We start from the raw sequence: 22,992 nt of genomic DNA on the forward strand, positions 1-22,992 counted from the left end.
GCACACAACTGCAGCGAACAGCACTTTGTATTTAGTCTGCAGAGATGAGACTCACGGATAACTTTGCCTCATCTGAAAATTAATTCTCTACAAATTACTACTCTACAAATTTAAACTCTGCAAAATTTACGCCAAGCACGTCAATGGCCTAATAAACTCAGCTCAAACTGGAACCGGAACGACGTCGGTTAAAGCTAAGTGTCGAAAACTCATCCATCAGCTTCTGCTCGCGCTTATTTTCTGCACGCTGCTTTTCAGTCTGCTTCTTGTCGATCAGCCATTCGTAAGACCGGCGCTGTTTATGCACCGCCATCCAATGCTGCTCGCAATTGACCACCTGATTTTTAAAGTGGTGTTCCGCATCTCGCTGCTTAGCCAGCGTTTCATCCAACTGAGTCAGAAAGCGGTTAAGATGACCATATTGACTGGCAGTCAGCCCGGATTGACCACGCTCAACCAGTTGCTGGCAGTATTCCAGACGATACTGCTCAATCTGACGAATTTGCTGATAATAACCTTCCAGCTCAGTGCGCGCCTTGTTGAGCGCCAGGACAGCTTTATCTTCGTTATCTTTGGCCTGTTCCAGCAAAAACTGTAGTGCGTTATCCATAACGTTACTCCATGCTCAGCACATTTTTCAGCATGCTGACACACATCTCGTAAGGGACGGATTCTTTCATCGCTTGCTGCAGATAGATATCCAGGCGCGGCTTGAGAGTAAAGGCGCTATCGATCGCCTTGTCAGTACCCGGCTTATAGGCACCAATCGACACCAGATCCTGATTTTTACGGCAAATAGACAATACCTGACGTACCGCCTTAGACATCAGCACGTGCTCATCTGTGGTAATTTGTGGCATCACCCGGCTGACGGATTTCTCTACGTCGATCGCCGGATAATGACCGGCATCGGCCATTTCCCGTGACAGCACGATATGGCCATCCAGAATGGCCCGTGACGCATCAGCGATCGGGTCCTGCAAATCGTCACCTTCGGTTAAAACGGTAAAGAATGCAGTAATCGATCCTTGCTGCGGACCGCCATTACCAGCCCGTTCCACCAGCGCGGGCAGTTTGGCAAACACCGATGGCGGATAACCCTTGGTCGCCGGAGGTTCGCCAACCGAGAGAGCGATTTCCCGCTGCGCCTGGGCAAATCGGGTCAGTGAGTCCATCAGCAGCAGGACATCCAGGCCCTGATCACGAAAGTATTCAGCAATAGTGAGCGCCGTCTGACATCCCTTGAGTCGCATCAGCGGAGAAGAGTCCGCTGGCGCGGCCACCACGACTGAGCGCTGGCGTCCGTCCACCCCGAGGATCTCTTCAATAAATTCTTTAACCTCGCGGCCCCGTTCACCAATCAGACCGACTACGACCACCTGAGCTGTCGTGCCCCGGGTCATCATGCCCAGCGTGACCGATTTACCGACACCAGAACCGGCAAAAAGACCGATACGCTGTCCTTTCCCGACCGTGAGCAGGCCATTAATGGCCTTGATGCCGACATCGAGCGGTTCACTGATCGGTTTGCGTGCCAGCGGGTTTATCGGCTGAGCATTGAAAGAGGCGCGTTGGTCGGTATAAATAGGTCCAAGCCCGTCGAGCGGATTGCCCACACCGTCAATCACCCGGCCAAGCAGTTCCATGCCGACCGCAAGCCCGGTCTCTTCCGTCAATGGGGTCACCTTGGCCCCCGGTAACACCCCGGTGATCTGCTCACTTGGCATCAAAAACAGACTGTCGCCGGAAAAACCAACCACTTCAGCTTCCATCTCACCGGACATGGTCTCGACCCGGCACAAGCTGCCAATCGGCGCGCGGCATCCGGTCGCTTCGAGGGTGAGTCCGACCACACGCACCAGTTTACCGGAGGCGATCGGGCGGCTGGTCAACCCCTGGGTTTTATACTGTGCGAGACGTTCTGCCAAAGCTAACATTATTCATTACCCTGCTGATGACGGTTGGTACCACAAAAGCTCTGCAATACGGAGCGGATACGCTCTTCCATCCGATAGTTGACGCTCGATTCGCCGGCTTCAATCTGCACATCACCGCGATTGAGGGCCGGTTCACTGACCAGCGTCCAGTTACGTAATTGCAACTGCTGTTCACCATAAGCCTGTTCGATAATCTCGCAGTCTTGCGGGTTGAGTTTCAGCGTAATAGCGTGACCGGAAACCGGCAGAGCCTCCACTGAACCTTTGACTGCATCCAGTATCACTTGCGGGTTGGTCTGCGCTTCTACGTGCACCACTTCTTTGACCAGAGTGAGCACCATATCCACCAGCTGCTTCTCAACCTGGGCGTTCATCAGCTCCAGCGGTTGGGCAAACTGGTTGGCCAGACCAATAAAGGTATTCACATGTTCTTCTATCACCGCCTGTCCGGCTGCAATGCCCTCGGCCTGCCCCGCAACTAAACCTTCTTCATGGCCGGCCTGATAGCCCGCTTCTTTGCCTTGCTCGAAACCTTGCTGATAGCCTTCTGCTTTACCCTGTTCAAGACCTTCCTGATAAGCAGCCTGCTTAATCAGCTCAATATCCTGTTCGGTCAGTTGCACCGGTTCTTCTTCTTCCGGTTCATCAAAATTCGGCATCCAGCTCGGGTCGTAGTTCATCGCCGTTTCCCGAGCCGTTTTATGCTGTTCGGCACTGTAATCAGGCAGACCCCATTTTTTTGGCGGTTCGGCGGCCACTTCTGATTCTGAGCCTAAACGAATAAAGCCGCGTTTTCTTTCTCCAGACATACCATCCCTACCCAAGATAAAAAAGGGCCCGCTGAATCAGCCGGCCCGGGTCTGCTGCTGTTATCAGGTCAACAGCCCCTGACAAATAGATTGTGTTACAGGAACTCGTCTGCGCCACCGGACAACATCAGTTCACCGTTATCCGCCATGCGACGGGCAATGGCCAGAATCTCTTTCTGGGCCGCTTCGACATCCGACACTTTGATCGGCGGCATCGCTTCCAGATCATCACGCATCAGTTCAGCAGCACGCTTCGACATGTTCTTGAAGATCTTGTCACGCAATGCGTCATCGGCACCTTTAAGCGCACGTTGCAGCACATCCTGCGGAACATCGCGCAATAGTTTCTGAATTCCCTGATCGTCGACTTCGACCAGATTCTCGAACACAAACATCAAATCCTGAATCTGAGTAGCCAGATCTTCGTCCTGGTCGCGCATCTGATCCATCAGCGCTCCCTCGATGTTGTTGTCGAGGTAGTTCATGATGTCGGCCGCGGCTTTCAGGCCGCCAATTTTGGCCGCTTGCGCACCGGCCTGACCGGCAAACTGTTTCTCCATGATCTCGTTCAGCTCCGCCAGTGCGGATGGCTGAACTTCTTCCAGGTTAGCTATTCGCATCATCAAATCGAGACGGTCACGTTCAGAGAACTGGGCCAGTATCTCCGCCGACTGATCCGGCTCAAGATAAGACAAAACGATGGTCTGGATCTGCGGGTGCTCGTTCACAATAATGCTGGCAACCTGACGCGGATCCATCCATTTGAGCGAATCGAGACCTTTCGAACCGGTACCGAGCAGAATCTGGTCAACCAGGTTATTGGCTTTGTCTGCCCCCAGTGCGGCCACCAGAGCATTGCGCATAAAGTCTTCGCTGCCCATACCGATATTGGTGTATTTCTGAATGTCTTCCAGAAATGCACGGTGCACCGCACTGACTTTATCCTGGCTCAGATCTTTAGCCCGCGCCATCGCACTACCGACCCGCTGAACTTGCTTGGGTTCCAGATGGCGGATAATCCCGGCCGCGTCTTCTTCATTCAGGCTCAGCAACAGGATTGCTGCGCGTTCATCACCCGGTATTGAGGCAATATCAATTTTGGTTTCAGCCACTTCACCGCCGGCATTACGTGGTACGATTTCGTCAGGCATTTTGCATCCAGTTCTTCACTACTTGAGCCGCCAGTTCCGGCTCGTTGGCCACCAGAGCACGTACGGCTTTTAGCACGTCCTCATCCTTATGCAGATTCGGTAAGTCGATACCCGAACCGAATTCAAACAGCTCTCCGCCTTCAATGTCGCCGCCAATCAGGCTGGTTTCACCATCCACTCCGATAGGCAGGCCATCCGGGCCATACAGTTGTTCGTCGTCTTCTGCTGCAGGGTTGAGCAGCTTTTTCATCGCCGGGCGAACCAGCACCAGTACCACAACAATGATAACCAGCGCACTCGCCAGCCAGCGAATCCAGTCACTGAAATTCGGGTTCTCCCAAATGGGCACATCAGCCAGCGGCTCTACTTCAGGCTCGGCAAACTGCATACTCAATACATTGAGCAGGTCACCGCGATTTTCACTGTAACCCACAGCACCAATCAGAATCTGTCGGATAGAGTTTAGCTCACTTTCACTCAGCGGAGTGTAGGTCACTTCTCCGGTCTCCGGATTAACACTGGCGCGGTTTTTCACCGCAACCGCCACGGTTTGACGATTAATTACGCCAGTCTGCTTACGCTCATGGCTGATGGTGGTATCAAGTTCAAAGTTGCGGGTAGCTTCTTTGTGCACCGAGCCCTGTCCCATCAGCGAGCCGTCTTTCATTTGCGCGACATCCTGCGGAATCGAGGCATCCGCCGGCGGCTGGTTACTCAGAGCTCCGGGAACTCCTGCGACCGTATCACTGTTGTTGTAATCTTCCAGGGTGTATTCACTGCGGGTCGATGGCGTGTTCGGGTCAAAGCTTTTGCGCGTTTGTTCAATGGCGCTGAAATCCAGTTCCACATCCACCTGAGCGGTGTAGTTACCCAGGCCAAGTATCGGGATCAGCACTGAGTCAATTTTCTCACGCAGGTTGTCTTCCTGCTTGCGTTCCTGCTCCTGCTCTTTGCGGCGTGCCGCAGAAACCGGATCCTGTGAACCGGAGCTGAGCAGCCGGCCATGTTGATCCGTGACCGTGACCCGGGTTGGTTTCATTCCCGGTACTGCACTGGCGACCATATCGACAATCGAATCCACTTCTTCCTGTTTCAGATTAGAACCGGTGCGCAGGGTCAAAAATACGGAGGCGGACGCTTCCTGGTTATGGCGTACGAACACGCTCTGTTTCGGCAGTGCCAGCAGAAACACGCGCTTTATTCACCTGGCGCATCTCTTCAATCGCTTTGGCCAGCTGACGCTCACGGCTCAGTTTCAAACGCTCCTGCTCGAGACGCTGGGAAACACCAAACCCCATGTCCTGCAACAGGATATCGTCGCCGGCTTCACGAGACTGATTGAGCCCGGCACGCACCATATTCAGTTTAAGGCTGTTGTAGTCACTGTTCGGCACCAAAATGGTGTTGCCGTCCAGTTTGTAATCTTGCTTTTGCTGATCCAGGTAATCCAGCACCGGAATCAACTCTTCCGTTTCATAGGCACCGAGCGGGCGCATTTCCGGCTCTTTGACCCAGAAAAACAGCATCACGATCAAAGCAACACAAATCGAAATGGACAGAACCAGCACGATCTGACGCAGCAGATCCAGATCACCCATAGCAAAATCCATCTTGGATGAGCTTTTCTCATCCAGATCCGGATTCTGCGCCGCGCCGTCAAGATCCGCGCCGGCAAGCAGGGCCTGATCTCCGCCAGAGCCGGACAGTGCCAAATCAGTTGTTTGCTTATCTTCAGCCACAGTTCAAATCCTACAATTACACTGGCATGTTCATCAGTTCTTTGTACGCTTCAACCAGCTTATTGCGTACCTGGATTGTGGCATCAAACGCCACACTCGATTTGTTGCGGGCAATCATCACATCAGACAGAGAAACGCCCTCGTCACCACGGTCAAAACGGGTTTGTAAATTACTCGATGATTGCTGCAGAGCGTTCACATTATTGATGGCCTGAGTGAGCATATCGCCAAAATCAGCGCCAACTTTTTGTCCTGTTGCTGCAGGGCGGCTATTACCCGCTTCGATCATCATCGCCTGCATTTCGCTTTGTAAGCCGTCTAATCTCATTATTACCTCAGATGCCAATTGTTTGACTCATGTCCGTTGTGAATCACCTTTTAGTCAGATCCAGCAAGTTATGTGCCATGCTCCGCAATGCTCATTCAACCCGGAATATCGATTCCGGCATCGCGCATTTTGGCCAGTTTGTAGCGCAAAGTGCGCGGACTGATACCAAGCTTCTCGGCCATCTCTTTACGTCGCCCTTCACATTCCACCAGGGTATCCATGATGATGGCGTACTCCTGATCGCGCAGTTTCGCCGCCTAAACCGCTGCTCGCGCTGATTGATTTGGCAAAGTCGACTTCGGCAACCGGCTTAATCTCTACCGCGGCGACATCTCCGCTTTCCACCACACTCTGCAGGCTGCTTGCATCCTGCCAGTCGAGGCCTTCCAACAAAATATGTTGCTGATCAATGTTATCCTGATCACTCAGAATCAGAGCGCGCTGAATCACGTTATCCAGTTCGCGCACATTACCCGGCCAGTTGTAGCTCAGCAACTTATTGATCGCACTGTCAGAGACGTCCGGAACCGCCAGGCCCAGCTTTTTACAATGACGCTCAACCAGATGGATGGCCAGCGGTTCAATATCCCCTTTCCGTTCACACAGCGCCGGCCAGGCGATTGGGAAAACATTGAGACGATAATAAAGGTCTTCGCGGAATTTTTTCTCTTGCACGTAAGCTTTAAGATCACGGTTACTGGTTGCCAGTACACGCACATCGAGTTTGATGCTCTTACGGCTGCCCAGGCGTTCTACTTCACGCTCCTGCAGCACACGCAGCAGTTTGGCCTGCAGGTTAAGATCCATTTCGCTGATCTCATCGAGCAGAATAGTACCGCCCTGAGCCTGCTCAAATTTGCCCGGACAAGCCTGAACCGCACCGGTAAACGCGCCTTTCTCGTAACCAAACAGCGTTGCTTCCAGCATGTTATCCGGAATCGCAGCACAGTTAATCGCAACAAACGGGCCGGCTTTACGCGGTGACGCATTATGGATATAACGGGACATCACTTCTTTACCGGAACCACTTGGTCCGAGTACCATGACATTCGCGTCGGTTTTCGCTACTTTTTCCGCCAGGCTCAGCAGCTTCAGGCTTTTTTCGTCCGCGACCACAGCGTCACCGTTGTCATCCGATTTCACCGGAGCGTAACGGCTGACCATGTTCAGTAACACCTCAGGTGCAAAGGGTTTGGCCATATAATCAATCGCGCCTTCCTTCATCGCTGACACTGCATCTTCAATATTGGCATACGCGGTCATCAGCAGCACCGGCAGATTCGGCCAATGTTGTTTGATGTTACGTAGCAGGGCCAAGCCGCCCATTCCTGCCATTTGCACGTCAGAGACCACGATATCAACCGGATAGGTTTTCAGTTTCAACAACGCATCCTCGGCACAATCGGCTTCAAGCCATTCGTAGCCCGCTAATGCCAGAGTGTCTACCAATGCTTCGCGTAGACCTTCATCATCTTCAACGATTAAGACTTTACTTTGAGCCATCATCATTCTCCCGAGTCTGAGTGAGAAGTGTGTGGTTGACGCTCCAGAGGCAAACACATGGTAAAACAGGCACCATCCCCCGGTTCAGAAATCAACTCAAGTTGGCCGTCGTGTGCACGACACACCATTTGTACAACCGCAAGACCAAGGCCGGTGCCTTGTGAGCGGGTGGTGAAGAAACGGCTCCATAATTTTTTGTTGCAGCTCTTTCGCCACGCCCGGACCATTGTCCTGCACGGAAATTTTTAACACGCCATTCACCGGCCGGAAAAAGACATCGATTTGAGCGCCTTTACCGACGATTTGAATCGCATTCATTACCAGGTTACTTAACGCAGAAGCAATCGCATTAACGTTGCCCATCAGTTGGGTCTCTTCCTGCTCTACTTCCTGGCCGTAATCAATCTGATTATTTTTTACGGCGGTTTCGATCATCGGCAAAAATTCATTCACCAGATCGGCCACCGTAAAAGGCTGAATCACTTTGTTATCGCCGCCTTTGGCGAACAGCAGCATGTCGTTGACCTGTTTTTCCAGGTCATGCAAGCGATCCACCAATTTGCTTTGGAAACGCTCGCGGGTGGGCTGAGGCAGATTAGGCGCAGACAGGTTGGAGGCATACAGCATCGCGCTCGACAACGGCGTTCTGACCTGATGCGCCAAGGACGCCACCATACGGCCAAGCGATGACAAACGTTGCAGATCGCTGACCCGAGACTGCAATAGTCGGGTTTCCGTCAGATCCGTGATAAGTATCAGTTGTCCGGTCGCCGATGCTGAGATAGCCAAACGCACCTTACGTCCGTTCCGCAACGAGATTTCGTGGCCGTCGTCTTCGCGCGGTGCAAAAGCGGCCTGAATAATGGTATACCAGCGCTCCCCCAGCAGCGGCACTTCAAGCAGACGCTGAGCTTCAGGGTTGGCTTCACGCACTATGCCCTGAGTATCGAGCAAAATCACTCCGGCTGGCATGACATCCAGTACTTGTTTGTAGCGCTCCACCTGATGCTCAAGGGAGTCTAAATGAGAATGCTGTTCTTGCGCTGCCTGGTCCATCGTCGGAAATCTGCCTCTAAATACAACAATAGCCTGTAACGCAAGATGCGTGCCAGGCTATTTACATTATTTTTCAGCAGGTTAATGCTATGACAATAAATTGACTCAGCAAAAATCAGCGCTGCATGTTGTATTTCCGCATTTTCTCAACCAAGGTTGTGCGGCGCATACCCAACATATCAGCGGCACGAGCCACAACACCACCCTGAGCATCCAGAGCCTGATTAATGAGGTTCACTTCCAGATCGGCCAGCAACTCTTTCAGATTCACACCTTCCGGGGGCAGTGATTGTGGGGCATCGAGCTGCTCATCAAGGTCTTCATCCTGACCAAAACTGAAGTCTTCCGAGAAAATATCCGCCAGTACATCGCGCTCCTGCTCTTCAACTGAGCTGAAACGACTTGGCTCAGGCTGGAATTCAGGAATATCACTGTAACGGTATTTGGTCGGCAGATGGTTAACATCCACCAGACTGTTCGGATACAGGATGACCATGCGCTCGACCAGATTAGCCAACTCGCGCACATTACCCGGCCAGTCGTGCTCCATCAGAGAATTGATCGCACGCGGTGTGAAACAGATAGGCAGGCCGCCTTCCGCTTCCAGGCGGGTCATCAGCTCCTGCAGCAGTAGCGGAATATCTTCTTTGCGCTCTTTCAGCGCCGGCATTTCAATCGGGAACACATTGAGGCGATAGTAAAGATCTTCACGGAAACGCTGATCATCGATCATCGTTTCCAGATTGCGGTGCGTTGCCGCAATCACGCGAACATTGGCTTTAATCGTACTGTTACCGCCAACGCGCTCAAAACAGCGCTCTTGCAGCACTCGCAGCAACTTCACCTGCATGCTCATCGGCATATCGCCGATTTCATCCAGGAACAGTGTACCGCCGTCAGCCAGTTCAAAACGCCCTTTACGCGAGGTAATCGCGCCGGTGAAGGCGCCTTTTTCATGACCAAACAGTTCACTTTCCAGCAGATCGGCCGGAATAGCACCACAGTTAATCGGCACGAAAGGTCCGCCACGGCGTGACGAATGGTAATGGATGTTACGTGCCACCACTTCTTTACCTGTCCCGGACTCCCCCAGGATAAGTACATTGGCTTCGGTGCCCGCGACTTGTTCAATTAGGTGACGAACTTCCTGAATACCATGACTTTGCCCGACCAGGCTGCGAAACAGCGTGTTTTTACGCGCACTAGCCATGACCTGAATGCCTTTACGCCCCAGGAAACTCTTTGCAGTGTCTCAGTGCATCACTAAGCTGCGGATAATTGAGTGGAAAATCCAGCTCACCAACAAAATGGGGAAACTCTTCCAGCGAGTACGGCTGCTTATTCGCGACCAGCAGCGGGATGTGGTTAGCTTTTGCAAGAGAATTCGACAGCAACTCAGGTAAGCACTGCGTTCCGAGGGAGCCCAAGATGCATCCAGCCCAAACAGCCGACCAATCAATCTGATCCAACTGAGAAGACTCAATCACCTCACATTGCTCTCCAACAAATTCTAATATGGTACTGAGACTCAGACGAATAGATGGATCGTCTTCAATCACAAGTAGTTTTGCTAAACCTTGCATAGGTGAGATTATTTGCCTTAATTCTGGAATGTTGTTGTCGCGCTGCTGCATGTCATCATCAGGCCCGACAATTTATAATATCTATCTGTCTAAACGATAGACAATTTGTGGCATTCAGCAACAAAAAAGCCACTGGCTAGTTAGTGGCTTCTATTCTATTTCATTATAAAAATAAGGCAACCTGGCAATTAACCGATGTGATATCAGTTAAAAGTTTCAAAAATTCCTTAGATTCCCACTTCTGAGGCAGTCAGATTGTGGTATTCAGCCGGAATTTGATCCCAGGCAGACTTGATTTCACGCAAAATATCAATAACGTCATCAATAGGCTGAGGGTCATTCTCATAGTTTGCCGTCGTGATCTGGGTGATCATAAATTCATACAACTGATCGAGATTCTGGGCGATTTCGCCGCCATCATTCATCGACAGACAGCTGCGCAGGCTGATGACAATTTCTAACGCCTTACCAAGACGTTCGCCTTTCACCGGAATATGGCCCTGCAGCATCGCCGCCTTACCCTGAATAAGGCGTTCAATTGCGCCACCCATCAGCATCTGAACGATTTTATGCGGTGAGGCCGCACTTAGCTGGCTATCCACTGATACTTTTTTGTACGCCTGTAAAGAACCACGCATAGTCTTCCTCTTTATAAAAACTTTTTGTATTGCTGAACCGATTTGTTGCCATAGCGATACTTATGCAACAATCGACCTATCGCAGTCGTTTGTGACTGCATCTGTTCAACAAGCTGTTGTGTTTGCAAAATTGCCTTGCGCCAAACCTCAGAATGGGCAAATTCCGGATTGTCGGCTGCATAGAGTAACAATCCTTGCAATAACCGTTCTCTCTTATCGACCAAGTGTACAATTTCTTCAGTGTTAATGTCTTGTACTGAAAGACTCTGCTTTAATTGGTGATCTAGATCACATAAAGCTTGCAGTTCGTCATCCATGTTACTGACCTAACATGCTCATCATGCTCGATAGCTGGGACTGCATGTTACTGGTTGCATCCTGCATGGCAGAGAAGCGCGCATGAGTGCGCTGCTGTAAATTATCCATGCGGCGATCTAATGCCGCCTGGTCATCCGTCAGGCGTCTGTCCTGCTCACCGAGGCTACGTTCACGAGTGCGAATCGAACCGGTCACACCGGTCATACTCTGAATCGCATCTTCTACTTTGCGTGCGAAGCCCTGGTTGCCGCCAAAAAACTCGCCCAGACGAGTGAAGTTATTGTTCAGCTGGCGATCGAGCATGTCATGATTGATCTCCAGTGTTCCCTGCCGTGTCGTCGTGATACCAAACTCAGTCAGACTGCGGATATCTTGCGGGGCCCCTTCTACCGGCGATGAAAACACCGAACGTAAGCGCGAATGCGCGCTGCGCACCACACTGTCACCGGCCAGAGGGCCAGCCTGCCCAGTAGTGGGGTCAACACTGCTCAGATCCTGGCTGACGGCAAAAAACTGGTTATACGCTGCGACAAATTGTTCAATATCCTGACGCACACTGTCGCGGTCATATTCAATATCGATTTCAGCAGGCCTATCACCCGGATTGGTTTTACCACTCAGAGTCAAATCAACTCCGTCAATGGCATTTTCAATCACGTTGTTTTCACTCGACAACTTAGCGACACCGTCCAGCATCACCATGGAATCCTGCCCGGCCTGAACCTGAATCATTCCGGAATAACCATCAAATGAATCTTGTGCCGCTTTCAGTTTCCTGCTGCGCCTGTTCAAGTTGCTCGAGACGTTCGCGCTCTGCTTCGGGCAGTTTAGCGCGTTCAGCTTGCTTAGCTTCTTCCGGCGTCATATTGCCGCTTTGCACGGCGGCGTCAATGGCAGCCTGTTCACGGGCCAATTGGGCATCGAGACGAGCCTGAGCCTCTTGCGGCGTAACATAGGAATCAGTGAGCGTACCGGAGGCAGTATTGCTCCAGCCCGGCACTTGCGACGATTTTTCCTGCGCCGCATTGTCTAACTCAGCTTCCGGCTCTGAGTAGGAATCGAGTAAGGTGCCCGAAGCCGTTTCAGTCCAGCCCGGGATTCGGTCTTGTGGTCTCAGATAACGGTTTGCATCCGTGCCTGCTTGCGCCGCGGCACGTACTGCATCATCGGAAAGATCGGCCGAATCAGAACTTTGATCGGTGCTTTGTGCAGCAGAATTAACGTGATCAGACATGGCCTGATCGACATTTCGTGCCGCCTCGCCAATCCGGTCGGCAACTTTAGCGGCAACTTCTTGCTGCTCGGGTGTCAACGGGGCAATCAACTGCTGTGCTTTAGCACGTGCTGATTCCAGATCTTTAACCCGATCTTCTAACGTTTTGTATTCCAGGCGATGCAATGCATCCCCGGCTGGGGCATCGGCACGAATACTAATGCGGTGATTCGCACCGGATAAATTTGAAGCGACGATCAAACGCGGCCCGTCAACATCATTGATGACCGAAGCTCGAACCCCCGGGTTACGGTCTTCGTCGTTAATGCCGCGAAACTACATCAATCAAGCGGGATCGCCCGCGCACATCGACACTGAACGATTGATCACCAAGAGAAATCTGCAGCTTGCCCGGGCCAAATCTGGCATCTTCCGGTAATACCGCTGATGCCAGTTTATGACTTTGGGCAAGCTGCAGCACATCGACTGCGTATCTGCCTGCGATTGCGTCTGTGGATGCTGTCGCAGATACCACTTTTTCGTCAGTTGTATCGACTTTACGTACGGCAAAAGCCTCCTGCTGACGAAAATTCGTCATCAGGTTACGCATGGTATCCAGCGACTCTCTGAGTCTGCCATAGGCACTGATACTGGTATCAATTTCACTGCGCTTGTTGTCAATGCTTTGCTGCTTGGGGGCACGCTCTGCATTCACAATTCCGCTGACCACTGAATTAATATCAAAGCCAGTGTTCATTCCCATTGGGCCTAAACTCATTATTTCACCTCAAAAAAACGATTACACCTTGGTCAGTAACAGACCCGATGTCGGGCTCTGTCCCTGCGCCAGGCGTCGTAAAACCTCAAGCATTTCTTCATCTGGAATCTGACGTATTATGTCGCCGGTTGAGGCCTCATAAATCGTCACAACATCCCGACCTGATTCTTCATCCACCCTGAATGCCAGTCCCTTATTGAACGAATCAACAAAATCATTCATCTGTTCAACCATCTTAGCACGTTGCTCCTCGCTGACCCGCTGTTGTTCACGGGACTGCTCAACGGCGCTTGCCAATGCCTGGTCCTGGCCTCGTTGTGTCTGCTGTGCCATACGTACAGTATTATCGGCACGCTGAACCATACGGTAGTCATCTTTCGAATCAGAAACGCCTTTCACGCTATCATTTTCTGAAGCAAATTTAATGCCACTCTGCGAGCCGTAAGGCTGGACGTTCGATGTATAGGATGGTCCGTCCATAACAATCTCCCTCCACCTTATCAGCCGTCGTTAAGATAACGACGGCCTAAAGCTCCCAACCACCAGGATTAACCCAGCAGGCTAAGAGCTGCAGATGGTGCCTGTCTCGCCTGCGCCAGTACCGAAGTACTCGCTTGTTGCAGGATCTGTGACTTGGTCATCGCCGTCGTTTCACGAGCATAGTCAGTGTCTTTGATACGGCTACGAGACGCGTTCACGTTCTCGTTGATGTTATCAAGGTTGCTGATTGCATGGTTGAAACGGTTTTGGAATGCACCCAGAGATGCACGTTGACTGTCTACCGATTTCAATGCGCCATCCAGTAGCGCAACCGCTTCTTGCGAGCCCGCAACACTGGTCACATCGATATCTTTTACTGTCACATCCTGAGCGGCTGCAAAGCCAATCTCGGAGCCAAGATCACCGCCGATGGTGACATCACCGCTTACTTTCTGAGTCGCAGCAAACAGTTGCAGTTTACCATCTTCGCCGACAGACGCTTTTACATCATCATTCTGACCGTTAATGTAAGTCGCTACTTCTTCTAAATCATCGCCCTGTTTGGCGTTGATGGTCACATTGCGCGATTCACCCTGACGATCGGTATAGCTCAGAGTCAGTTCAGTGGCATCGCCAACCGTCCAGTCCGCTGCTTTACCTTCTGCCGCGCGGTAAGATTTACCGCCCATTGCCATGGTGTCAGAACGCATGTTACCCATGCTCAGATTAACCGCTTCACCGGAATCTGCGCCAATCTGGAATGATTTATTACCAAAAGTACCGTTCAGTAGTTTGTTACCACCAAATGAGGTGGTTTCCGCAATACGGTTCAGCTCATCATTCAGCGCCGACACTTCTTCTTGAATTGCCTGACGCTCAGAAACCTGAGTTAGAGCCGTTTGAGGATTGCAATGCCAGGTCACGCATACGTTGCAGAATGTTGGTGCTCTCGTTCATCGCACCTTCAGCGGTTTGCGCGATTGAGATACCATCATTTGCGTTACGTACAGCCATATCCAAACCACGACTTTGTGAAGTCAGTCGGTTTGAGATCTGCAGCCCCGCCGCGTCGTCTTTAGCACTGTTGATACGGTAGCCGGAAGACAGACGTTCCATCGACTTCTGGGCACCGTCAGCTGCACCGTTCAGATAACGCTGGGCGGTCATCGCCGAGACGTTGGTACTTACATTAATTGCCATATTGTGATCTCCTAAGGCGGAATAGTTGGCGCGTTTTCGAGTCTCTCACCTCTCGTCCACGCACCTCATTTCTCTCGTATCCTTTAACGGCGACCACTGAACATCCTTTAGGCCAAACTGCGACCTTTTTTCCAACAAATGTCCATTTATGAATAAAATGTGACCAAGCACACAAATTTCAGGCATAAAAAATCCAGCCGGAGCTGGATTTTTTGTTCCTGGAGGCGATTAGCCCAGCAGACTTAGTGCCGCTTGCGGAGTCTGTTTGGCTTGAGCCAGAATTGAGCTTGAAGCCTGAGACAGAATCTGTGCCTTGGTCATTGCAGTCGATTCTTTCGCGAAATCGGTGTCTTTGATACGGCTCTTAGACGCATTCACGTTTTCGTTAATGTTGTCCAGGTTGTTGATAGCGTGACCGAAACGGTTCTGGAATGCACCCAGCTCTGCGCGGTGGCTGTCAACATATTTCAGTGCAGCATCAACGATGGCAACCGATTCCTGAGCTCCACCTACGCTGGTTACGTCGATGTTGTCAACTGTCACTTGCTGACCGTCACCCATGCCCAGTTCACCAGCCAGACCGCCGCCAAAAGAAACAGGGCCAGACACTTTGTTGTTGTCAGTGAACACTTGCAGCTGACCATCTTCGTTGACTGACGCTTTGACCATGTCAGTCTGACCATTGATGTAGGTCGCCAGCTCTTCGATGTCATCACCCGCTTTCGCGCTGATGTTGATGGTCTGTTCTGTACCTTGCGCATCGTTCAGCGTGATGCTCAGATCGTTTGAACCATCAGCCACTGTCCAGTCCTGGTCTTTAGCATTTGCTGCCTGGTAGCTGGTACCACCCATCATACGGTTATCACTGCGCATATCTTTCAGGGTCAGCATCACGGCTTCACCGTTATCCGCACCAATCTGGAATGCTTTGGTTTCGAATGTGCCGTTCAGCAGTTTGTTACCACCGAAAGACGTGGTTTCTGCGATACGGTTCAGTTCGTCATTCAGTGCTGTTACTTCTTCCTGAATCGCGACACGGTCTGATTTAGAGTTCGAGCCGTTAGCTGATTGCAGAGACAGGTCACGCATACGTTGCAGGATATTGGTGGTTTCGTTCATCGCACCTTCTGCAGTCTGCGCCATCGAAATACCATCGTTGGCGTTACGTACCGCGACATCCAGACCGCGGCTTTGTACATTCAGACGGTTTGAAATTTGCAGACCAGCAGCATCATCTTTAGCGCTGTTGATGCGTGAACCAGAAGACAGACGCTCCATAGAGGTTTGCTGAGCACTGGTTGCACTGTTCAGGTAACGTTGCGCGGTCATCGCTGATACGTTGGTATTTACATTTACTGCCATAGTGGTATCTCCAATTGATTTTCCGATATTTCCGGTTTCCGACGTCTCGGAAAACCAAGTAGTTCTCTCAAAGTTACTTTCTTTAACGGCGTGGGGCTGAAAAGCTTTAGGTCGATTTTAAGATTTTTTTGAAAAAAGTTGCTTTAGCGGATTAAAAGTGACGAAACTACAAAAAGAGCTAAAAAATTCCGTTTTTCACTAAAGCTTTTCAAGCGCTTGTCGATACCGCTTGGTTCTGCTTACCAATAAGACTTATTCGCTGTAACAAGACCTGTTCGTTATCACAAAATCTATCAGTGAGCAGAAGCGATGATGAGCATCAGGTCAGAACAAACCTTTTCCTGACCTTTTCCTAAATAACAGTGAACGGAATGCTAGTTACCCAGCAGGGTCAGGGCGATATTGGGCTGATTGCGTGCCTGAGCCAGAATCGTAGTACTGACCTGCTGCAGGATCTGCTGCTTAACCATTTGAGTGGTTTCTTTGGCGTAGTCGGTATCTTTAATCCGACTGTTGGATGATGCAAGATTCTCATGCACATTATCCAGATTGTTAATGGCATGACCAAAACGGTTTTGCATCGCCCCCAATTCCGAGCGATGGCTGTCGACATACTGCATAGCGGTATCCAGTACTGACACAGCACGCTGCGCACCGCCAACCGAAGTAATATCGAGATTATCAACCGCTTCATAACCTTGCAGGTTCATCTGCAGCTCATCGGCCAGACTGCCGCTGAAAGATAAAGTGCCCGCCGTTTCTTTACCGGCCATGAAAATCTGTAACTGTCCTTTATCATTAACCGATGCTGAGACCTTATCGGTCTGACCATTAATGTAGGTAGCCAGCTGTTCAATGTCATCGCCATTACGGGCCTGGATGGTGATCTGCTCTTGCTGACCACGCGCATTAAGGTAAGAGATGTTCAGCTCATTTCGGCCATTACCGGTCCGCCAGTCTTTATCTGCCATTCCGGCGGCAACATAACTGAAACCACCCATATTGATATCATCAGAGCGCATGCTTTTCAGTGATAGCTGCACAGCCTCGCCGGATGAGGCACCAATCTGGAAAGACGCCTGACCGAAAGAACCATTGAGCAATTTTTGCCCACCAAAAGAGGTAGTTTCAGCGATTCGGTTCAGTTCATCATTCAAAGCGCCCATTTCTTCCTGTAAAGCGACGCTATCCTGCTTACTGTTTGACCCGTTCGCCGATTGCAAAGACAAATCCCGCATTCGCTGGAGAAGATTGGTGGTTTCCTGCATCGCGCCTTCAGCAGTTTGCATGATTGAAATGCCGTCATTGGCATTACGTACCGCTACATCCAGCCCACTCATCTGCGCTTTGAGTCGATTAGAGATCTGCAAACCTGCCGCATCATCTTTAGCGCTGTTGATTCTGTTTCCAGAAGACAACCGCTCCATTGACTGATTGAGCATATCGGTCGCGCTGGTCAAATGCCGCTGGGCTATAAGCGCTGAGATATTGGTGTTGACCGTAATCGCCATGCAGTGAAGGCACCCTGTGCTGAGTATCGTGTATGCAAGCTGTATCGGCAGACCGGCACTAAACTTTAGTACCGGATAGAATTTACCTGAAGTGCCCGTCGGCCGGCATCATATATCAGCCTCCGAGTAAACTGACAGCCAGGCCAGATTGACTTTTCGCTTGTGCCAGTACTGATGTTCCGGCCTGCTGCAACATTTGCTGCTTGACCATTTTGGCAGCTTCTTTAGCATAATCGGTATCTTTAATTCTTCGGTTAGAATCGGATATATTTTTATTAACATTGTTCAGATTACTGATGGTGTGTCCTAACCGATTTTGCCAGGCTCCCAGCTCGGCACGATGGTTATCTACATACTCAAGAGCGGTATCCAGTACCGCAACAGAGCGCTGTGCTCCCCCCACCGATGTGATATCAAGATCATTGACTGATTCGTATCCGCTGAAGCTCATTTGCAGTGCGTCGGCCAGGCCACCACTGAAAGACAGAGTGCCCGAAGTCTCTTTACCGGCCATGTAGATCTGCAACTGACCTTTTTCATTCACCGAAGCCGATACTTTATCCGTTTGGCCATTAATGTAAGTCGCTACTTGCTCAATATCATCGTCCGGTTTGGCCTCAATATCGATGCTTTCCTGCCTTCCGTCTTTATTAAGGAACGAAATGCTGAATTGATTACGGCCAGGTTTCTACTCGCCAATGACTGTCTGCCATCTCCTGAGATTTGTAACTTAATCCCCCCATTGCCATGGTGTCTGAGCGCATACTTTTCAGTCCGATCTGCATCGCCTGTCCGGATTCCGTATCCAGTTGAAAGGACGTTTTACCAAAGGTTCCGTTGATCAGCTTTTTTCCGGCAAATGAGGTAGTTTCGGCAACCCGATTTAACTCATCGTTTAACGCACCCATCTCTTCCTGTAAGGCCTGACGATCCCCCTGACTGTTTACCCCATTCGCAGCCTGTAAGGATAAATCACGCATTCTTTGCAGAATACTCGTCGTTTCCTGCATCGCTCCTTCAGCCGTCTGCATAACAGAAATACCATGATTGGCATTATCTGTAGACACTTCCAACCCTGTCATTTGAGATTCCAGGCGATTGGAAATTTGCAGACCTGCGGCGTCATCACCGGCGCTGTTAATCCGGTTACCGGACGACATTTTTTCAACGGACAGGTTCAGCAACTTAGTCGACTCGTTCAAATGCCGCTGAGCAGCCAGAGTCGAAAAACTACTATTAATTGTTATGGTCATTCGATGCTTCACCTCACCACACATTGCATGAATAGTGTGATATCGACCCAAAAAATTAAACTTGAGGTGAAATAAACAAAAAACTCAACAAAAACAGAAACAAATCAAGCTGATTACCTAAAACAGGTCATCATTTATACAGGAGCGATGCACGGAGAACAGAAAGTGGCAGTTCGCGACCACCACTATCTGTAAAAATGAAGGGAGATATTTAGGACGTTGCAGTTAAACCTTTAGCGTCAGTTGCTGCAACATGACTTCAGACGGCGCAAAGAAATAGGCACCCGTGACTGCCTGAGTAAAGCGTAACAGCTGATCGGTTTTGCCGTCGGTTACACCATACATGCTGTCGAGCATAGTCTTAATATTGTGCAGTGTGTTGCAGTAAGCAATAAACAGCAGACCATGCTCACTGCTGGCGCTGCCATAAGGCAGGCTGTGGCGCACAATTTTCAGCCCTTTCCCCTGCTCTTTAATATCAACCCGGCCGACATGGGAAGCGGCAGGCACATTATCCAGCTCGACCGAATCAACTTTGGTACGACCGATGACCTTTTCCTGCGCGGACACATTAAGGCGATTCCAGGCTGGCAGGTTGTGAACAAAACGCTGCACCATCACATAGCTGCCCCCGGTAAATTCACCATCCGGTATGATGGCGACTTCACGGCGCTGCTCCTGCTTCGGGTTTTCTGTGCCGTCGATAAAGCCGGTCATGTCACGGGCATCAAGGTAGCGGAACCCATAGGTTTCATCGACAACCTCAACATCCTCTGCCACTTGCTCCAAATATTTACGCATCACATAAAACAGCAGGTCGTGACGCAGGCTGTGACAGTGAATCAGCACATCTACATCGGTTGCCGGTGCCTGAGTTGCGCCTTCTCCCAGCGGAGAAAAATCAATTAATTCTTCCGGCATCGGCGTTTCCAGCTGCTGCCAGAAACGCCTTACTGAATGCGATGGACAGGCTCAATTCCGCGCCTGGCTGCGTTGCGTTCAGCTCCTCCACCAGCGCAGGTAAGGCCTGCAACTGCTCAAGAACCTGAGCGTAGTTTTGCTTAATTTTCAAAAGACTATACAGTGCGAAGGGTTTCGCTTCCGGCAAAATAGCCGACTGTGGCGTTGACATATTAAGTCCTCACTTTTGTTTTTGCTCAGTGTATCCAATCAACAGACAAGCCAACCCTGTGCTGCACGCCAATCCAGGCGCCGGTCGGCTCATCGACAAATAAATGCTGTTTTGTACGTATCCGGCGCTGTTATCGATTAGCGCCCATCGGGTCGCTAAAACAATCTTTTACTCTGCGACTACGCAGCAGATACAAAACTAACCATAACAGAATCAACAGGGTCAGTGCATTCGCCCAGTGAAAGCTGCCGTGTTGTAAATAGCTATGATAGCCGGCCTGAGCAGATTGCAGCAGCAGCGTCAGTAAGGTAATCCAGCGTCCGCTGCCGGCCAGCGTATTAATAATAGGCCGCTGCGGGTCACGCAGCCCAATCAGCCACATCAGAACCAACCCGGGCAAACCGGACAACAAACCAAGATATAAACTGGCAGTACTCGGATAGACCCAGGCCAGAATGTCAGCGCCGCTGGTACGGCTGACGCCTGCCACCACAAAGACAACCCAGGCTCGCGCCAGAAATGCCCACCCAAGCCACAACCAGATCGGCGCCTTCAGATAACCATGTTTATCATATTGTTCAATCGCGTAACGCACGGTACTTCACCTGATTTATTATTGCCTTCCACTTTAGCGCAATGAATTCAAATAGCTATATGCAAACGCTACTTTTGGTGCCCATCACGCTTCATGTTACCCTTGGCTAAAACTGACAGGACGGCTGAAATGAAAAACAAAATCGTCGCGTCGCCGCAAACCCAAGACGACGCCAATAAAATTGCCAGAGCAACGCAAAAGCCCGGCCAGACTAAAGAGCAGACCAAGCTGATTGCACAAGGGATTGAGAAAGGCATTGCCCTGTATAAAAAAGAGCAAAAAGAGAAGCAGCGCCAAGCCGACCGGGCACGTAAAAAAGCCCTGAAAAGCAAACAGGCGACTTCGAGCCATGACGATGCCTCACAACCATCCGGCTCAGAAACACAAGCCGCTTCGCCATGGCCGATCCGACTGCCCTGGATACTGCTGGTAGTGAGTTGGCTCGGTTTTGCGCTCTACACATTTGGTTAATATGCGCCGGGAGAAGCCGCCCCGGTTTCTCCCGCTGCTTGATATTTTTTTGTAAACGATACCAACCAATTCGCGACTCTGCGTTAAATTAGCCATTCCATTCCTCCTTGATGCAATCCGTTTACTGGCCATCTTCCATCACCATTCACGAAATTGTTCTTTACTACCCTTTATTAGCACAGCTTTTATGGTGATTTTATCTTCTCATAACCTCTTTATCAAAATGTGATTAAGCTAGCATCCATAGATGGTGGAAACGTTTACAGTGTCGACGTGAAACATAATTATCATTAGGAACAAAAAATGTCCCATATACAAAATGGTCTGAGCTTTATAGACATCTTGGTTTTTGCCATCTACGTTGCCATCATCATTGCAGTCGGTCTCTGGGTATCACGCGATAAAAAAGGCGTGGCCAAAAGTACCGAAGATTACTTCCTGGCCGGTAAATCACTGCCTTGGTGGGCCGTGGGTGCCTCGCTGATCGCAGCCAACATCTCTGCAGAACAATTTATTGGTATGTCCGGTTCCGGATTTTCCATCGGTCTGGCGATTGCCTCTTACGAATGGATGGCCGCGTTAACCCTTATCATCGTTGGTAAATACTTCCTGCCTATTTTTATCGATAAAGGCATTTACACCATCCCGGAATTTGTTGAGCAACGCTTTAATAAAAACCTTAAAACCATTCTGGCGGTGTTCTGGATTGCCCTGTACGTCTTTGTCAACCTGACCTCAGTGCTTTATCTGGGTGGCCTGGCGCTGGAAACCATTCTTGGTATTCCGCTGATGTACTCCATCCTTGGTCTGGCACTGTTTGCTCTGGTCTACTCTATCTATGGCGGTCTGTCAGCCGTGGTCTGGACCGATGTAATTCAGGTGTTCTTCCTGGTACTGGGTGGCTTGCTGACGACTTACATGGCGGTCGGTTTTATCGGCGGTGAAAACGGCTGGTTCAGCGGTCTGTCGACCATGATTGACGCCGCACCGGGTCACTTTGAAATGGTCCTCGACCAAAGCAATCCGCAGTACATGAACCTGCCGGGCATTGCCGTACTGATCGGTGGTCTGTGGGTAGCGAACCTGTATTACTGGGGCTTTAACCAGTATATTATCCAGCGCACGCTGGCCGCTAAATCAGTACCGGAAGCGCAAAAAGGGATTCTGTTCGCCGCTTTTCTGAAACTGATTGTGCCATTTTTAGTGGTAATTCCGGGCATTGCCGCCTACGTGATTACCAGCTCACCTGAGCTGATGGCGAGCATGGGCGAGATGGCGACCAACAATATGCCAAGTGCCGCGCACGCGGATAAAGCCTACCCATGGCTGACCCAGTTCCTGCCGGTGGGTCTGAAAGGTGTCGTATTTGCAGCACTGGCAGCCGCTATCGTGTCATCACTGGCTTCGATGCTGAACTCAACCGCCACCATCTTCACGATGGACATCTACAAAGCGTACATAGCCCCGCAAACCGGCGACCACAAACTGGTTAATGTGGGTCGTATCACTGCGGTAGTCGCTTTGGTTATTGCTTGTATGGTCGCGCCTATGCTGGGCGGTATTGGTCAGGCATTTCAGTATATCCAGGAGTACACTGGTCTGGTCAGCCCGGGCATTCTGGCTGTGTTCCTGCTGGGTCTGTTCTGGAAAAAGACCACCAGCAAAGGCGCAATCACAGGTGTGGTACTTTCCATTCCGTTTGCTCTGTTCCTGAAATTCATGCCTCTTAACATGCCATTCATGGACCAGATGCTGTACACCCTGCTGTTCACTATCGTGGTGATCGCATTTACCAGCCTGAGTACCTCAGCCAATGATGACGATCCGAAAGGCATCACACTGACATCATCGATGTTTGCCACCGGCAAAAACTTCAATATTGCCGCGTATGCCATCATGATTGCTCTGGCTGTGCTGTACACCATTTTCTGGTAA

Annotated in this window: 13 protein-coding genes and 8 pseudogenes; 2 read left to right on the forward strand and 19 right to left on the reverse strand. The window is 50.6% G+C overall.

Annotation, left to right across the window (positions count from 1 at the left end; genetic code table 11):
• Positions 1-157: 157 nt before the first annotated feature.
• The 19 genes and pseudogenes from fliJ to ABDK09_19520 all read right to left on the reverse strand — a co-directional run bounded on the left by fliJ (position 158) and on the right by ABDK09_19520 (position 20,586).
• Positions 158-610, reverse strand: a complete 453-nt coding sequence (gene fliJ / locus ABDK09_19430; protein ID XAW89076.1) for a flagellar export protein FliJ — start codon at positions 608-610, stop codon at positions 158-160.
• Between the two features lie 4 nt (positions 611-614).
• The gene (fliI, locus tag ABDK09_19435; protein XAW89077.1) at positions 615-1,937 is read right to left on the reverse strand and encodes a flagellar protein export ATPase FliI; all 1,323 of its coding nucleotides are present in this window, start codon (positions 1,935-1,937) and stop codon (positions 615-617) included.
• On the reverse strand, positions 1,937-2,746 hold the full coding sequence (fliH, locus tag ABDK09_19440) for a flagellar assembly protein FliH (GenBank protein ID XAW89078.1): 810 nt from the start codon (positions 2,744-2,746) through the stop codon (positions 1,937-1,939). Before fliH ends, fliI begins: the two co-directional genes overlap by 1 nt.
• A gap of 95 nt (positions 2,747-2,841) precedes the next feature.
• Positions 2,842-3,897 (reverse strand): flagellar motor switch protein FliG, encoded by a 1,056-nt coding sequence (fliG, locus tag ABDK09_19445; protein ID XAW89079.1) that lies wholly within the window; start codon positions 3,895-3,897, stop codon positions 2,842-2,844.
• A pseudogene (fliF, locus tag ABDK09_19450) lies at positions 3,890-5,636 on the reverse strand (flagellar basal-body MS-ring/collar protein FliF). The gene fliG and the pseudogene fliF overlap by 8 nt, the downstream one beginning before the upstream one ends.
• A 16-nt stretch (positions 5,637-5,652) precedes the next feature.
• On the reverse strand, positions 5,653-5,964 hold the full coding sequence (fliE, locus tag ABDK09_19455) for a flagellar hook-basal body complex protein FliE (GenBank protein XAW89080.1): 312 nt from the start codon (positions 5,962-5,964) through the stop codon (positions 5,653-5,655).
• 95 nt (positions 5,965-6,059) lie between these two features.
• Positions 6,060-7,467 (reverse strand): annotated as a pseudogene (locus tag ABDK09_19460) (sigma-54 dependent transcriptional regulator).
• Positions 7,468-7,469: 2 nt separating this feature from the next.
• A pseudogene (locus tag ABDK09_19465) lies at positions 7,470-8,523 on the reverse strand (ATP-binding protein).
• Between the two features lie 115 nt (positions 8,524-8,638).
• Positions 8,639-10,106: pseudogene (locus ABDK09_19470) on the reverse strand (sigma-54 dependent transcriptional regulator).
• 227 nt (positions 10,107-10,333) lie between these two features.
• The gene (gene fliS / locus ABDK09_19475) at positions 10,334-10,744 is read right to left on the reverse strand and encodes a flagellar export chaperone FliS (protein ID XAW89081.1); all 411 of its coding nucleotides are present in this window, start codon (positions 10,742-10,744) and stop codon (positions 10,334-10,336) included.
• Between the two features lie 11 nt (positions 10,745-10,755).
• Entirely contained in the window at positions 10,756-11,061 is a 306-nt protein-coding gene (locus ABDK09_19480) for a flagellar protein FliT (protein ID XAW89082.1), read from the reverse strand.
• A 1-nt stretch (position 11,062) separates the two neighbouring features.
• Positions 11,063-13,053 (reverse strand): annotated as a pseudogene (fliD, locus tag ABDK09_19485) (flagellar filament capping protein FliD).
• Between the two features lie 21 nt (positions 13,054-13,074).
• On the reverse strand, positions 13,075-13,533 hold the full coding sequence (gene flaG, locus ABDK09_19490; GenBank protein ID XAW89083.1) for a flagellar protein FlaG: 459 nt from the start codon (positions 13,531-13,533) through the stop codon (positions 13,075-13,077).
• A gap of 68 nt (positions 13,534-13,601) precedes the next feature.
• Positions 13,602-14,733 (reverse strand): annotated as a pseudogene (locus ABDK09_19495) (flagellin).
• Between the two features lie 228 nt (positions 14,734-14,961).
• Positions 14,962-16,095 carry a flagellin gene (locus ABDK09_19500; GenBank protein ID XAW89084.1) on the reverse strand — a complete coding sequence of 378 codons (1,134 nt, stop codon included), beginning with the start codon at positions 16,093-16,095 and terminating at the stop codon, positions 14,962-14,964.
• A gap of 374 nt (positions 16,096-16,469) precedes the next feature.
• Entirely contained in the window at positions 16,470-17,606 is a 1,137-nt protein-coding gene (locus tag ABDK09_19505) for a flagellin (protein ID XAW89085.1), read from the reverse strand.
• 115 nt (positions 17,607-17,721) lie between these two features.
• Positions 17,722-18,859: pseudogene (locus ABDK09_19510) on the reverse strand (flagellin).
• 225 nt (positions 18,860-19,084) lie between these two features.
• Positions 19,085-19,991, reverse strand: a pseudogene (locus tag ABDK09_19515) (Dyp-type peroxidase).
• A 130-nt stretch (positions 19,992-20,121) separates the two neighbouring features.
• Positions 20,122-20,586 (reverse strand): DUF2919 domain-containing protein, encoded by a 465-nt coding sequence (locus ABDK09_19520; GenBank protein ID XAW89086.1) that lies wholly within the window; start codon positions 20,584-20,586, stop codon positions 20,122-20,124.
• 129 nt (positions 20,587-20,715) lie between these two features.
• Between ABDK09_19520 and ABDK09_19525 the strand changes: the two genes are divergently transcribed.
• Both ABDK09_19525 and ABDK09_19530 read left to right on the forward strand, forming a co-directional pair.
• On the forward strand, positions 20,716-21,057 hold the full coding sequence (locus ABDK09_19525; GenBank protein XAW89087.1) for a DUF2956 domain-containing protein: 342 nt from the start codon (positions 20,716-20,718) through the stop codon (positions 21,055-21,057).
• Between the two features lie 303 nt (positions 21,058-21,360).
• The gene (locus tag ABDK09_19530; protein XAW89088.1) at positions 21,361-22,992 is read left to right on the forward strand and encodes a sodium/sugar symporter; all 1,632 of its coding nucleotides are present in this window, start codon (positions 21,361-21,363) and stop codon (positions 22,990-22,992) included.

Origin of the sequence: Vibrio sp. CDRSL-10 TSBA (assembly GCA_039696685.1) — a bacterium.
In the GTDB taxonomy this organism is placed as follows: Bacteria; Pseudomonadota; Gammaproteobacteria; order Enterobacterales; family Vibrionaceae; genus Vibrio.

Bases quoted from the DNA above. Each gene is read 5' to 3' on its own strand.
- fliJ (XAW89076.1), bottom strand. From the start codon at position 610: ATGGATAACGCACTACAGTTTTTGCTGGAACAGGCCAAAGATAACGAA.
- ABDK09_19505 (XAW89085.1), bottom strand. From the start codon at position 17,606: ATGGCGATTACGGTCAACACCAATATCTCAGCGCTTATAGCCCAGCGG.
- fliS (XAW89081.1), bottom strand. From the start codon at position 10,744: ATGCGTGGTTCTTTACAGGCGTACAAAAAAGTATCAGTGGATAGCCAG.
- ABDK09_19480 (XAW89082.1), bottom strand. From the start codon at position 11,061: ATGGATGACGAACTGCAAGCTTTATGTGATCTAGATCACCAATTAAAG.
- fliI (XAW89077.1), bottom strand. From the start codon at position 1,937: ATGTTAGCTTTGGCAGAACGTCTCGCACAGTATAAAACCCAGGGGTTG.
- ABDK09_19500 (XAW89084.1), bottom strand. From the start codon at position 16,095: ATGGCAGTAAATGTAAATACCAACGTATCAGCGATGACCGCGCAACGT.
- fliG (XAW89079.1), bottom strand. From the start codon at position 3,897: ATGCCTGACGAAATCGTACCACGTAATGCCGGCGGTGAAGTGGCTGAA.
- fliE (XAW89080.1), bottom strand. From the start codon at position 5,964: ATGAGATTAGACGGCTTACAAAGCGAAATGCAGGCGATGATGATCGAA.
- ABDK09_19525 (XAW89087.1), top strand. From the start codon at position 20,716: ATGAAAAACAAAATCGTCGCGTCGCCGCAAACCCAAGACGACGCCAAT.
- fliH (XAW89078.1), bottom strand. From the start codon at position 2,746: ATGTCTGGAGAAAGAAAACGCGGCTTTATTCGTTTAGGCTCAGAATCA.
- ABDK09_19530 (XAW89088.1), top strand. From the start codon at position 21,361: ATGTCCCATATACAAAATGGTCTGAGCTTTATAGACATCTTGGTTTTT.
- flaG (XAW89083.1), bottom strand. From the start codon at position 13,533: ATGGACGGACCATCCTATACATCGAACGTCCAGCCTTACGGCTCGCAG.